Genomic DNA, 13,708 nt, shown 5'->3' on the forward strand with positions numbered 1-13,708 from the left:
CATCACCGATGTAAAGCCCGAGCGTATTGCCGCCATGCAGATGGCAGGCGTCTGGCCGTGATCCTGATGCATGACGACAGGGATGTGCGGATACGCTTCGACCGCTGCCTGTATCAAGTGGCGCAGAAACGGTTCGCCCGCATATTTGCGCGCACCGGCCGAAGCCTGCATGATCACCGGCGCACCGACTTCATCGGCCGCTTCCATGATGGCAGTCACCTGTTCCAGATTGTTGACGTTGAACGCAGGCAGGCCGTAGCCGTTTTCGGCCGCGTGGTCGAGCAATTGACGCATGGATACGAGAGGCATGGTAATTCTCCAAAAACAGTAAATTAAGGTTTGCCGAACGGACGGTTGTTGCGACAACGACGCGCCTGTTCAGCATCGATCCCGCCATCCTCGTCTTCACAACAAATTGGTTTTCAAAACATCCGCACTGCATTTTTCATACGATGGGCTGCCGCCCTGCACATCAGTTGCTGGTGCGCTGCTCCAGTATCTCGACAGCCGGCAAGGCTTTCCCTTCGAGGAATTCGAGGAAGGCGCCGCCACCGGTCGAGATGTAATCTATCCTGTCCGTAATGTCGTACTTGGCAATCGCTGCCAGTGTATCGCCGCCGCCGGCGACTGAAAATCCGCTGGACTCTGCAATTGCCAGCGCCAGTGTTTTGGTGCCGTTGCCGAACTGGTCGAACTCGAATACGCCTACCGGGCCGTTCCAGACGATAGTGCCGGCTTGCGCTATCTGCCTTGCCAGCATCTCGGCTGTCTTCGGACCTATGTCCAATATCATGTCGTCATCGGCCACGTCCGCCGCATCCTTGACGGTCGCAACAGCTGTCGGCGAAAATTCTTTCGCACACACGACATCGACCGGAATAGGTACCGATGCGCCACGTTGGGCCATCATGTCGATGATGGCTTTGGCGTCGCCAACCAGGTCCGCTTCTGCCAGCGATTTGCCGATTTTCAAACCGGCGGCCAGCATGAAGGTATTGGCTATGCCCCCGCCAACGATCAGCTGGTCAACCTTGGCAGCCAGCGTTTTCAATATGGTCAACTTGGTCGACACCTTGGAGCCGGCGACAATTGCCACCAGCGGACTGGCAGGCTGGTGCAAAGCCTTGCCCAAGGCATCGAGCTCGGCAGCCAGCAAAGGCCCGGCGCAGGCCACAGGCGCATATTTTGCCATGCCCTGCGTAGTCGCTTCGGAACGGTGCGCCGCGCCGAAGGCATCGTTGACATAGACATCACAGAGTGCGGCTAGTTTCCTGGCAAGCGCATCATCGTTCTTTTTCTCGCCCTTGTTGAAGCGGCAATTCTCCAGCAACACGATCTGGCCCGGCGCCACATCCACGCCATCAATCCAGTCCTGCTTCAATTCGACGGTCTGTCCCAGCAACTCGCTCAAGTGCTGTGCAATCGGCGCCAGCGAGTAGACGGGATTGAATTCACCCTCTACCGGACGGCCCAGATGCGATGCGACCATCACGGCCGCGCCTGCCTGCAACGCTTCCTGTATAGCCGGCACCGAAGCGCGGATGCGCGTGTCTTCAGTGATATTGCCGCTGCTGTCTTGCGGCACATTAAGATCGGCACGGATAAATACGCGCTTGCCCTTGAGTTCATTACGCGCGATCAAATCGCTCAATCTTTTGAATTGCATGGGTAATTGGTATTGGATTTGACAAAAGAGCGCTATTTTACCGCACCGGATGGCGCAACAACCCTGCTTGCATGCCTATGTTCTATCCTGAAAAAAGCGAAAAGACAGGAAATTATCAATTTGACTATAGAATTGCGCTGATGCGGCAAAGTGCAGGCTTGAGAAAACCGGGTGAAAAACGGCTAAAACGGCATCATGCAATCGCGCACGCTGGATATGGTTTTTTCTATTTGCATAGTCGTATCCGTTAAAATCAACATCGCACAACATTACTGTGGCCCAGATGTCGCTGCCGATCACCTGCCGGCCAGCGCTGATTATTTGCTATGCGACAGGCCCGCTACACTTTAAAATCTGCAGCACGCAGCAACCAATTCAAATACAGCAATTCGGAGAATGAAATGACAGCAGCATCGCACAACGCGTCCGCAATCGAACTCGACGGCAAGGATTTGCCAGCCTACTGCCCCAACCCTGCGATGCCGGCCTGGAGCTCACATCCACGCGTATTCCTCGAACTGTCGCACGGCGGCGAAGCGAAATGCCCTTACTGCGGCACCATCTATCGCCTCAAACCCGGCGCTGTCGTACACGCTCACTAAGGCCATCATGCCCAAAGCCAGCAAACAGTTCGGTACTGCAGACGATATCGAAATCGCGTTTTACGATGCGATCAGCCGTGCCGATCTGGATGCATTGATGGCCATATGGGCAGATGATGAAGAAATTGTCTGCATACACCCGGATGGCACGCGGCTGATCGGCTATGCAGCCATACGCGCATCATGGGAAGAAATTTTCACCCGTGGCGGCGTGCACATACGCCCGCTGCAATTGCACCTGCTGCAAAACATGATGAGCGCCGTGCACAACCTGGTCGAAGCGGTGTACACGACCTCCGGTACGCAACGCGACGTGCATATACTCGCAACCAATGTCTATGTGAAAACGCCGCTCGGCTGGCGCATCGCCCTGCATCATGCATCGACTGCACCCGGCCAGGCCAAGACAGAACTGGTTGCCAGCAATGTGCTGCACTGATCCTTGCTTTCCGTGCAATCAGCCGCATAACAAAAATAATTTTGGCACTATTCATAAAAAATAAGCGTGCCTCTTTATCCGGCGACACAGGCAAGCTTGCACTTGCACGACTCCCTGGCTCGGCTCTCACAGGACTATCGCATCGATGATCTACCCTGCTCCATGCTGGCTGCCCGGCGGCCATCTGCAAACCATCTATCCGGCAAAATTCATAGCAAAACCACCCGTCACTTACCGACGCGAACGATGGGACACGCCCGATGCTGATTTCATCGATCTGGATTTTGTCGACGGCCGGGCCGGATTACCATTCATCGTCATGTTCCATGGCCTGGAAGGTTCGTCCAGCAGCCATTACGCGCGCGCGCTGATGGCGCACATTGCCGCGCTCGGCTGGTCAGGTGCAGTCGTGCATTTCCGCGGCTGTTCCGGTGAATTGAATCATGCACCGCGCTTCTATCATTCGGGCGATGCCACCGAACTGGACTGGATATTGCGCCGGCTGGCACCGTATGCACGCGGGCGCGGCGCCGGGAAATTCTATGCAAGCGGCGTGTCGCTAGGCGGCAATGCGCTATTGCGATGGCTGGGCGAATCGCAACAGCAGGCGCGGATAGTCGATGCCGCCTGCGCGATTTCCGCTCCGCTGGATCTGGCTGGCGGCGGTGCCGCACTGGCACGCGGCTTGAACATGCTGTACACGCGCATCTTTCTGCAAACGCTGAAGCCGAAATGCCTGGGCAAGCTCGAGCAGTTTCCCGGCCTGTTCGACCGCGACACGATGATGAATGCGCGCGACCTGTACGCTTTCGACAATGTCGTCACCGCGCCTTTGCACGGCTATCTGAATACCGACGATTACTGGCGTCGTGCCAGCGCAAAATACGTGCTCAACGATATCACCGTGCCGACGCTGGTTTTGAATGCACGTAACGATCCTTTTCTGCCACAAGAATATTTACCCGCGACGGCAAGCCCAGCGATCACGCTGGAACAGCCTGATCGCGGCGGGCATGTCGGATTCACAGTCGGTCCGATACCGGGCAACCTGGACTGGCTGCCGCAACGCATGGTCAGCTTCCTTGAAGCTGCTCAAGATTAAAGAGTATCTGAGATGGATCAGATAGTCGGGCAAGCGCTGGCGAAATGGCCGAACGTGCCGCACTGTTACGGCTGGCTGGCGCTGGACGCGCGCGGCAACTGGCGCATGCGTGATGAACATGCGCAAATGTACAATCTGCCCGGCGACAAAATCACCCATCCCGCCTTGATTGGCTTCATCAACCGCAATTACACAGATGACGGGCAAGGCCGCTGGTATTTCCAGAACGGCCCGCAACGCGTCTACGTCGATCTGGAAGTAGCGCCCTGGATTGCACACACCGAACCTGATCATGGATTCGTTCTGCAAACAGGTGCGCATTTAGCCGGGATTGAGGGGGCCTGGCTCAGCGAGCAAGGCAGATTGTTTTTGCAAGGTGAGGATAAAGTCGCCTTGCTCGATGACAGAGACCTGGCGCAATGCCTGCCGGCTCTGCATCTGGATGATGCGGCGGTAGCTGACGAACGATTGTTAGTCTGGCTGGAACAAGGTGGCGTTGAAGGCGCATTGTCGCTGCAATACGGCGACAGGAAAGTACCTGTCAACTACATCGAGAAAGCGCTGCTCAGCGAACAATTCAACTTCATTCGTGTGCCACGCCCATCGATCTGATTTGCATCAGATATCGGCCACTCCTGAAGTTGCAGCACCCTTCCTTCAGTACCCTTCTTTTTCCTGGCGAATTTCTTCCAGCCGCTGCGCCTTCATCTCACGCTCACGCGCATCGATGATCGACTGATCATAAAACGATGCATCCGGCGCACGGCGCGCAATCGCCAGTTGATCCAGCGCCGCCGGCAAGCTGCCATTCAGGGCATACGATTCAGCCAGCGCCAGATGCTGCTGCGCCTGCTGATTCAATGCTGCATACGTCTTCGCCAGGCGATCGTAGAGTTGCGGCTCGGTGCGATACAGTTGCGCCTGATCGCGCAAAAATGTCACCGCATCGGCATAACGCCCTGCAGCGAAGAGTGCATCGGCATATTGATGCGCGATGCCGCGCGACAAGGGAAACTGGTTGCGCGCCACATCCGCTTCCTCCACGGCTTCCCTGAATTGATGCGCAGCCAGCTTGATGTCTATAGCCAAACTGCTCAGCACGATATTCTTTGCAGCAGGCGCACCATTCTTCAAGGCTGCACGCGCATCATTGAGCATGCCTTGCGCTTTTTTAGTATCGCCCTGCTTGAGCGCAATGAAGGCCAGGCCATACTTGCCTGCGATGATAGCGGTACGCGTTTTCAATTGCAGCTGTCGCTCAAAGCCTGCTGCTGCATCCAGCATTCCCTGCTGCGACGGGTCTTGCAGGATTTTTACCCGCGCCTGTATCAAGGGAAAATCCAGGCTGTCTGCATGCTGCCGGTAACGCTGATCGCGGATGCGCGCCTGTATATCAGCAATCCGTTCCGTAGTCATCGGATGCGAGCGCAGATAAGGCGGCGTGTTATCGCTGTAGTTGCGACTGACCTGTTGCAGGCGTCCAAAGAAATTGACCATGCCCGATGTTTCAAAACCGGCTTCGCGCATGATGTCCAGGCCGACGCGATCTGCTTCACGCTCGGCAACGCGGCTGAAATTAAGCTGTCTCTGCAAGGCCAGACCCTGCCCACCCATCATCATTGCGATGCCTGCATCCGGGCTTGCCGTTGCCGTCAGCGCACCGAGCACCATCGCCGCCAGCGGGATCAGCGCATCCTGCTTTTGCTTGCCCAGCATGCGTGCAATATGACGCTGCGCGACATGGCCGATTTCATGCGCCATCACCGAAGCAAGTTCGGATTCATTCTGCGCTGCCAGCACCAGCGCGGAATGCACGCCGATGAAGCCGCCCGGCAAGGCAAACGCATTCAACATAGGATCGCGCACGGCGAAGAAGAAAAAATCGTACTGCGTCTCGCCACGGGCCTCCGGCCGCACCGCAAGCAGGCTGGTCCCCAGCCCGTTCAGGTATTCCTGCAAGGGTGCGTCGTCCAGATAATCGCGATTGCGCCGGATATCGCGCATGATTTGTTCACCCAGCTTGCGCTCCATCAGGGGCGACAATTCCTCGCGCTCGGTATCACCGAGACTGGGCAGGGACTGCGCTATTGCTGAAGAAGGCGCGATCGCAGGCGGCAAGGTACAAGCGAGCAACAAGGCCGCCAGCGCCGCAGATCGCAAGGAGCATCGAGGCCGAGAAATAACAGCAGGAAGAATGGATTTCAGTTTCACAATGCTATGATACCTGCTCATTGCAATCGTTCCACTTCCCCCAGCCGCAGACGCTCTTCCGCCACCATGACTACACAAAAAAATAACGACCCAAGCTCGACCACCAACGAAGGCCTGACCCATTTCGATGCCACCGGCCAGGCGCATATGGTCGATGTAGGCAGCAAGAATGAAACCCACCGCATCGCAGTTGCCGGCGGCGTCATCCGCATGAAGCCGGAAACGCTGGCTATCATCACATCCGGCACAGCAAAAAAAGGCGATGTATTGGGCATAGCCCGCATCGCCGCCATCATGGGCGCAAAGCGCACCAGCGATCTAATCCCCTTGTGCCATCCGCTGGCACTGACGCGCGTGACAGTTGACTTTGCGGTCGATGCAGCACTATCCAGCATCAGCTGCACGGCACAGGTTGAGACCTTTGGAAAAACCGGCGTGGAGATGGAAGCGCTGACCGCCGTGCAAATCGGATTGCTGACTATTTACGATATGTGCAAGGCGGTGGACAGGGGGATGGTGATGAGCGAAATCAAGGTGCTGGAAAAACATGGCGGGAAGTCGGGGGATTGGATGGCACCGAATAATTGTACGGTCTGAGCCAGCCCATCCGTCGACAATAAATACAATACGTTTTGCCCACAAAAAAACACCCCATTGATGGGGTGTTTTCATTACGCATGATGATCGGTCAGACCCTTAAAAAGAAATAAATAGATGCAACATCACGCACATCCTATTTTCCGCCTTTCACTGGCCAGGGAATCGCCGCTATTTCCGGATTTTTGAGAGCTTGCCTGGCCCAGATATCTTTTGCAGCAAGGCAGTCGCCATCAGGTACAATTTTGCACATTCTTTGCAACCACAAGCTCGCCTCTTCCGGGCGCTGGTTCAGGGCCAAAGCGGTCGCAAGTTTGTGGAAAAAAATGGTGCCGGGAAACAGCCCGGCAACATTACGCATCCAGTCCAGTTCATCAGCACTCAATCCCGCCCTGGGTTCAAAACGCGCATACTTAATATAGTCATGCCACTGAGTCAGCAACACCACATCCGGCGGTCCCACTGGTATCGTAATTTTGATGCGACTCCATTCCATGCGCAGTATCTGGTAACTAGGCTCAATTCGGGAATAGTCGCGAATAATGAGTGCCATCAATGTCACCCCTGCGGCGAATAGAAGAGCAAAAATTCCCCGTCCCATCGACAGGGCAGGTTGCTCATCTAGGCGCGCATTCAGTACTCCCATCACCATCCCGACCGGCAGTAGAAAATAGGCAAAGTACAAAGGTAGTTCAAGCATTGCATGGTTGAATACCACCAACAAGAACAATAAAAGCACAGCATTTTCTGCATGACGAATCGCACGCAACTGCTTCCATAACCACCAGAGTACGAAACAAAATACAAACAAACCCAAGGGAATACCGCACCATACAATCAGATCCAGCAATATATTGTGAGCATAGGAAAATACACCTGGAACAGGGGGATGATCCACTGCGACGGCTACCTGCGCCAGCACGACTTGATTCCAGCCGTAGCCGAAAAATGGACGCTGCCCTACGGCATCAATAAACATTCTCCAGGCCAGTGGGCGTATTTCGGTACTCATACGGAAAACGTCATCGACCTCCATAGCTCCTTGGTAGTTATGGCGTAACCAGCCCGTAACGACAACACAGGCGATAAAATAGATTCCCAATCCTGTCACCACCCATGGCGCGCGTGAATTTCCCCACAACTTGCGCCACCACCAGGAAGCCGCCACCAGCAATGCAACGCCTATCCACGCCGTGCGCGATCCGGTCATGGCTATGCCGAACAAAAGAAAACCTGCCATTAACAGAGCCGGCCAGAGGCTAATGCGCCTGCGAACCAGAGCCCAGGCAGCAGCCAGCAAACCCCACAGCAAAAAAGTAGCCAGTTGATTGGGCTGCCCCAAGTTGGCGTGCGGTCGTACAGGACCGCCGCCCATGGACCATAGCTCCAGGCCTTCCAGTTGCAACCACTGTTGCAATTGCAAACCGACAGACAACAAGGAAGCAATACCGATTGCCAAAAAGAGGCCGTCCGTAAATTGACCCGGGGTAGCCTTTTCCCATTGCGCGCCCGTCAATAAGGCGAGAAAAAGGCCGAATAGATAAGCTGACGATATCCATGCATTGCCGATCAAAGGCACCAAGCCGAATAGATGCTGCAGCCAGGGTACCCAAACCAGAAAAGCGACCAGTATCGTTATCCCATGCAAAGCGAGTGGACCGCGGACACGTATGAGAACCGCCAGCAATGCCAATAACAAGGTCAGGGCAACCCAGGCATCGGTATGAAAAGTCAACCAGGGTCGGAAATGATTCGGCAGCAACCACCCGGGAGCAAGGGTGCAAGTCCAAAGGATTAACCAAAAAGGCGACATTACAGGTCTAGCATGGCTCATAACCTCTCCCGCCCCCTCATTTCATTATAAAAAAAGGCACCCATTCAGGGTGCCTTTTTAGAATCCTATATCTGACCCAATAAAACTATCAGGCCAGTACCAGATATCTATTCTATTGGTTCTTATGTTTTAGGCAGATATTTGGCAGGAATAGTACCGCCGACAGACCACTTCAGTCCAGCCGCACCGCAAGTACCGGTATAAACAATTGTTTGGCCAGCGGTTACTGCATTACCGATGGCCTTCATGGTTATGTCTACCCTACCCGTACCTGCATCGACACCCACGGCCTGTACAGAAGTTGTGTAATTTCCTGAAATCGCGGTCGCAGCAGGCAAACCCAGTGATGTATTCAAATCAGCATTGGCGACCAAGCTTTGTTCGCTACATGCCAGGCCTATAGCAGTCAGTGCAGGCGAAGACAGACTCACAGCCTCCTGCACTTTAGCCTTCACGGTGTAATCCTGATACGCAGGCAAAGCCACTGCAGCCAAAATACCGATAATTGCAACCACGATCATCAATTCGATCAGCGTAAAGCCAGCTTGTGCTTTTTTAATCATTTTCATCGATTTCATTTGTTTCTCCTGTTTGGGAATATAGGGCAGCTTTCTGCCACGGTTATCACTGAGCAATCGGTGTGCCAGCTGAAAACAGGCTGAATTGGCTGTATTTTCCAGAACAGGCGCATGAAAAGTAACAATTTTTGGTTGGTCATGACCATATTTTGTCACCTCAAGCGGAAATTTTGCGCTCTTCCTGCGCCGTGAGATGAAGACTTGCCAACGAGCTAGGCGGCAAAATTCATTACAAAAACATCATCTATGGACCAGCCACGCCACCAGTATCAATGCAACAGCGATCGCATCCAAGTTCCGCACCTATCCCAAAAACCCGCTGGTGCTGGCTTGCCCGATTCTATCTTTGCCAGGATGACTGAAATATTGTCGCGTCCGCCATTGTTGTTGGCAGCCTCTATCAAGCTATCGGATAACCGGTCAAGATCCGCAGCGTTATTCTTGAGTATGCCCAGCATTTGTTCGCTCGACAGCATGTCGGACAAGCCATCGGAACACAGCAGATAGATGTCGCCGTTTTCGCTAGGGTAATCGTTTATTTCCACATCGATTTGCGTTGTGACGCCTAGCGCCCGCGTGATCAAGTTCTTGTTCGGTGCAAAACGTGCCCATTCCGGGCTGACCAGACCGGCATCTATCTGTTCCTGCAACTGGGAATGATCGCGCGTGAGCTGCAGCAAGCCGCCCTGGCGAAAGCGATAGGCGCGCGAATCGCCGATATGCGCCAGCACGACCCTGTCGTGATGGAATAGCGCAGCAACCAGGGTCGTGCCCATGCCGCTGAATTGCGGCTGTACGCGGGCAGCTTCAAGTATGTATGTATTGGCCTGGATGACGGCATCGACCATTAGGCGCTGCAAGGATTTGCTGCCTTGAGGGCCACGCTTTTTTTTCAGCTGCTGCAGGTGCAGCTCCAGCGTCGCCGTAAATACCGAGGTGGCTATGCCGCTTGCCACCTCACCCGCGTTGTAACCGCCCATGCCATCGGCCAGAACCGCGATTTTATAATCTGCATTGACCTCGACGGCATCTTCATTGTGCGCACGTACCAATCCCGTATGGGTTTTGACGGCGAACTGAAGCATGACGGAATGCGTCATAGAGGTAATGGGTTAACGACGATGTCGAGCGGTGTTGAAAACACGAATTCTCTTTGGTTATGAAGTGCGGCGACCACTCCCGGCTTTCTCTGGGCAAGGCCAACAATATTCCATATGTGTAACAAGATGATATCTGCTATTCAATACAGAAACTGCCCGTTTCCATCGATTAACGCTGATTTGGCTGCATCCGGGCCCATTTTCCACATTAATTTGCCTTTATTTTGAATAAATTGCTCTGATTTTAATTACGGATACTCATTTTTCATTCGATAGGTTTTCAGTTTAATTGAATGAAAAATGTCGGAATTCCGCTGCAAAACCATCGCTGATGCCGGAGCCTTCATCATGATCTGCATGCGTTGATGAATATGCCGACACATGCAATCGCCAACGGCAGCCTTCGACATTTATAATGCAGGCGACACACTTGCCGGGCCGCCCGCGTTGCGCCCCTCCAACCCGCTTTTTTAGAAATGGAGCTGATGCCGGAGCACTCCTGCATCGATAACAATTATGACGACACTGATTTATACGCACGAAGCCTGCCTCGAACACAAACCGGGCCCCAGCCATCCTGAATCTCCGGAACGCCTGAAAGCCGTATTGCGCGCCTTGCGCGTGCCGGCATTCGATGCTGCGCAATGGCGTGAAGCGCCTATGGGCACGCGCGAACAGGTATTGTTGATCCATACCGAAGCATTTGTCGAAGACGTAGAAGATGCCTCGCCGAACCATGGCTACATGCCTCTCGACGGCGGCGATACTGTCATGTCGCCGGGCTCGCTGGAAGCGGTCATGCGTTGCGTAGGCGCAGCCTGTGCCGGCGTCGATGCGGTGATGGGCAAGGAAGCGCACAATGTGTTTTGCGCCACCCGCCCATGCGGCCATCACGCAGAGCCGAACAAGGCGATGGGTTTTTGCATATACAACCAGGCAGCAATCGCGGCGGCTTACGCGTATGAAGTGCACAAGCTCGAACGTGTGGCCGTCATCGACTTCGATGTCCATCACGGCAATGGCACGCAAGCGGCGTTTTACGATAGGCCAGAACTGTTTTATGCATCCAGCCATCAGTCGCATTTTTATCCGGGCACAGGGTCGGAAGCCGAAACCGGCGTGGCGCACAACATCGTCAACGTTCCGCTGCCACGCGGCTGCGATTCGGCGCTGTTCCGCGAACAGATTGTCGCCAGGATGCTGCCGGCGATACGCGCCTTCAATCCGGAATTGATCATCATTTCAGCCGGCTTCGATGCCCATCACCTGGACCCGCTGGCAGGCTTGAATCTGCAGGACGAGGATTTCGACTGGATCACGCGTGAAATCATGAAAATTGCCGATGACACTTGCGAGGGACGCATAGTCTCGATACTGGAAGGTGGTTACAGCCTGGAAGGTTTAGCCTCCGCCACTGCAGTCCACGTCAAGGCATTGATGGATCACTGATCCCTCATCATGCACAACCGGGATTGCATGCACAGTCAATGTGCGTGCAATCCCGCGCTATCCCGCCTTGTCGGTCATTCCCATTTGCGGAAATGACAGCCCACACCAGCCTCAGTATTCATCCTCGTCCTTGGCGCGCATCGCCGCCAGTATCGCTCTATGCGAAAAGCCGCGCTGCAGCAGGAAGCGCATCTGCTTCGCACGACCGCTTGCATCGCTCGCCACCGTGCCGAATTTTCTCAGCCAGACTTCGCGTGCACGCGCATTTTCATCCAGCGCCAGCCCGGCCTTGATTTCAGTCAGTGTATCGGGATCTATATTGTGGCTTTTCAGTTCGGACAAAATCCGGCTGTTACCGAAGCGCGCCGCCCGCCGGTTAACCAGCGACTCGGAGAAACGCGCTTCAGAAAGAAATTTCGCCGCTTCCAGCGTATCGAGCAAGGCTTCGACATCGTCGCCCTCCTGCGCATAGCGCGCCAGTTTGCGCGCCAGTTCCTGACGACTGTGTTCGCGCGCCGATAAATAGCGAAGCGCCCGCGCTTTCAGACTCACTTGCAGTTTTGCCATATGAGTCCGTCAGCGCGGGCGCCCGTTAAAATAAACATCCAATCGAAGGATATCGGCCAGGCCGCTACCTTATTCGACTTCTTTGATTTCTTTTGCTTCTTTGGCTTCCCTGCTTTCTTTCGCAGTAGCCTTCTTCGCAGCTGGTTCATCCGACTTGATGGCGCCCAGTTCAGGCACGCCCAATGAAGCACGTACCTTGTTTTCGATTTCGCGCGCCAGTTCCGGACGTTCTTTCAGATAGTTACGTGCATTGTCCTTGCCCTGGCCGATACGTTCGCCGTTATAGCTATACCAGGCACCGGATTTTTCGACGATCTTGGCATCCGAACCCAGATCCAGAATTTCGCCTTCGCGGGATGTGCCTTCGCCATACAGGATATCGAAGTGCGCTTCCTTGATTGGTGGCGCGATCTTGTTCTTGACGACCTTGACCTTGGTTTCATTACCGATGACTTCATCGCCGGACTTGATCGAGCCGGTACGACGGATATCGAGGCGGACCGAAGCGTAAAACTTCAGCGCATTGCCGCCGGTCGTGGTTTCCGGATTGCCGAACATCACGCCGATTTTCATGCGGATCTGGTTGATGAAAATAACCAGGGTATTGGTGCGGTTGATGCTGCCGGTCAGCTTGCGCAAGGCTTGCGACATCAGTCGTGCCTGCAGGCCTGGCAGGGAATCGCCCATGTCGCCTTCGATTTCGGCACGCGGCGTCAGCGCGGCGACCGAGTCGATGACGATCAGGTCGACGGCACCGGAACGCACCAGCGCATCGCAGATTTCCAGCGCTTGCTCACCGGTATCCGGTTGTGAAATCAGCAAGTCGGAAAGGTTGATACCGAGTTTTTGCGCATACGTCACATCCAGTGCATGTTCTGCATCGATGAAGGCGCAAGTGCCACCCAGCTTCTGCATTTCAGCGATGGTTTGCAGCGTCAGCGTGGTTTTACCCGACGATTCCGGGCCGTAGATTTCAACGACGCGGCCGCGTGGCAAGCCGCCGACGCCCAGCGCGATGTCCAGGCCGAGAGAACCGGTGGAGACAACTTGCACTTCTTCGACGACTGCGCCATCTTCCATGCGCATCACCGAGCCTTTACCGAATTGCTTTTCGATTTGCGCCAATGCGGCTGCGAGTGCTTTACTCTTGTCCGAGCTCGGTGCGGTTTTTTTATCGTCCATGAGGATTCTTTCGACGGTTGGGTGTTGAAACAAAATCGGGTGAAAGCAGCATTTGCTTCCAGAAACCGTACTGTATAAAAAAACAGTGCTTTATGCAAGCGCCTTTATCTTATTTCTCTAAAATTATTAAAAAGATAATCCTTTTGACGGCCATACGCCACTCTTAAACTACCCATGCCTGCCTTGCTGTCGTCTCATCAGGGCGCAATGACAGGCATAAGCAATATCCACGTAAGATGCACTATCTTTATGGCCTCTCTCCTTACTCCTGCATGAACATCCCGGAAAATTTATTCGAAATTGCACACAAGAAAGAACTTGCAAGCAGCCGCAAACTGGCAAAAAGCCTGGGCCTGTCGGCAGAAGCTGCGTTGCAGCAAA

General features: G+C 54.4%; 14 protein-coding genes. 6 read left to right on the plus strand and 8 right to left on the minus strand.

What is annotated here, in order from left to right; genetic code table 11:
- Both Q7T06_RS08415 and Q7T06_RS08420 read right to left on the minus strand, forming a co-directional pair.
- A partial coding sequence (locus tag Q7T06_RS08415) for a class II fructose-bisphosphate aldolase (protein WP_304783373.1) occupies positions 1–309 on the minus strand: 309 nt, incomplete at its 3' end.
- 163 nt (positions 310–472) lie between these two features.
- Positions 473–1,666 carry a phosphoglycerate kinase gene (locus tag Q7T06_RS08420; RefSeq protein ID WP_304783376.1) on the minus strand — a complete coding sequence of 398 codons (1,194 nt, stop codon included), beginning with the start codon at positions 1,664–1,666 and terminating at the stop codon, positions 473–475.
- A 401-nt stretch (positions 1,667–2,067) separates the two neighbouring features.
- On the opposite strand from Q7T06_RS08420, the gene Q7T06_RS08425 reads away from it, so the two are divergent.
- The 4 genes from Q7T06_RS08425 to Q7T06_RS08440 all read left to right on the plus strand — a co-directional run bounded on the left by Q7T06_RS08425 (position 2,068) and on the right by Q7T06_RS08440 (position 4,421).
- Positions 2,068–2,268, plus strand: coding sequence for a zinc-finger domain-containing protein (locus Q7T06_RS08425; RefSeq protein WP_304783379.1), 201 nt, complete (start codon positions 2,068–2,070; stop codon positions 2,266–2,268).
- A gap of 7 nt (positions 2,269–2,275) precedes the next feature.
- A complete protein-coding gene (locus Q7T06_RS08430) occupies positions 2,276–2,707 on the plus strand; it encodes a nuclear transport factor 2 family protein (protein ID WP_304783382.1) in 432 nt (143 codons plus the stop codon).
- A gap of 145 nt (positions 2,708–2,852) precedes the next feature.
- Positions 2,853–3,809 carry a YheT family hydrolase gene (locus Q7T06_RS08435; RefSeq protein WP_304783385.1) on the plus strand — a complete coding sequence of 319 codons (957 nt, stop codon included), beginning with the start codon at positions 2,853–2,855 and terminating at the stop codon, positions 3,807–3,809.
- Between the two features lie 12 nt (positions 3,810–3,821).
- Positions 3,822–4,421, plus strand: coding sequence for a DUF2946 family protein (locus Q7T06_RS08440; protein WP_304783388.1), 600 nt, complete (start codon positions 3,822–3,824; stop codon positions 4,419–4,421).
- 45 nt (positions 4,422–4,466) lie between these two features.
- Here the strand turns inward: Q7T06_RS08440 and Q7T06_RS08445 are convergent, their stop codons facing one another.
- Positions 4,467–6,041 carry a M48 family metalloprotease gene (locus tag Q7T06_RS08445; RefSeq protein WP_304783392.1) on the minus strand — a complete coding sequence of 525 codons (1,575 nt, stop codon included), beginning with the start codon at positions 6,039–6,041 and terminating at the stop codon, positions 4,467–4,469.
- A gap of 45 nt (positions 6,042–6,086) precedes the next feature.
- Here Q7T06_RS08445 and moaC point away from each other — a divergent pair, with 45 nt between their 5' ends.
- The gene (moaC, locus tag Q7T06_RS08450) at positions 6,087–6,617 is read left to right on the plus strand and encodes a cyclic pyranopterin monophosphate synthase MoaC (RefSeq protein ID WP_304783395.1); all 531 of its coding nucleotides are present in this window, start codon (positions 6,087–6,089) and stop codon (positions 6,615–6,617) included.
- 136 nt (positions 6,618–6,753) lie between these two features.
- On the opposite strand, the gene Q7T06_RS08455 is transcribed toward moaC, so the two are convergent.
- From Q7T06_RS08455 to Q7T06_RS08465, 3 genes are all read right to left on the minus strand, one after another.
- Positions 6,754–8,352, minus strand: a complete 1,599-nt coding sequence (locus Q7T06_RS08455; protein WP_304783398.1) for a PglL family O-oligosaccharyltransferase — start codon at positions 8,350–8,352, stop codon at positions 6,754–6,756.
- A gap of 221 nt (positions 8,353–8,573) precedes the next feature.
- Entirely contained in the window at positions 8,574–9,185 is a 612-nt protein-coding gene (locus tag Q7T06_RS08460; protein WP_304783401.1) for a pilin, read from the minus strand.
- A gap of 113 nt (positions 9,186–9,298) precedes the next feature.
- Positions 9,299–10,114: a Stp1/IreP family PP2C-type Ser/Thr phosphatase gene (locus Q7T06_RS08465; protein ID WP_370652352.1), complete on the minus strand. Its 816-nt coding sequence runs from the start codon at positions 10,112–10,114 to the stop codon at positions 9,299–9,301.
- A gap of 531 nt (positions 10,115–10,645) precedes the next feature.
- Between Q7T06_RS08465 and Q7T06_RS08470 the strand changes: the two genes are divergently transcribed.
- Positions 10,646–11,578: a histone deacetylase family protein gene (locus Q7T06_RS08470; RefSeq protein WP_370652353.1), complete on the plus strand. Its 933-nt coding sequence runs from the start codon at positions 10,646–10,648 to the stop codon at positions 11,576–11,578.
- A 111-nt stretch (positions 11,579–11,689) separates the two neighbouring features.
- Here the strand turns inward: Q7T06_RS08470 and recX are convergent, their stop codons facing one another.
- Positions 11,690–12,145 carry a recombination regulator RecX gene (gene recX, locus Q7T06_RS08475; protein ID WP_304783408.1) on the minus strand — a complete coding sequence of 152 codons (456 nt, stop codon included), beginning with the start codon at positions 12,143–12,145 and terminating at the stop codon, positions 11,690–11,692.
- A gap of 69 nt (positions 12,146–12,214) precedes the next feature.
- Positions 12,215–13,327, minus strand: a complete 1,113-nt coding sequence (recA, locus tag Q7T06_RS08480; RefSeq protein WP_304783412.1) for a recombinase RecA — start codon at positions 13,325–13,327, stop codon at positions 12,215–12,217.
- Between the last annotated feature and the right edge of the window lie 381 nt (positions 13,328–13,708).

It is taken from the genome of Herminiimonas sp. (assembly GCF_030645555.1).
GTDB lineage: Bacteria > Pseudomonadota > Gammaproteobacteria > Burkholderiales > Burkholderiaceae_D > Oxalicibacterium.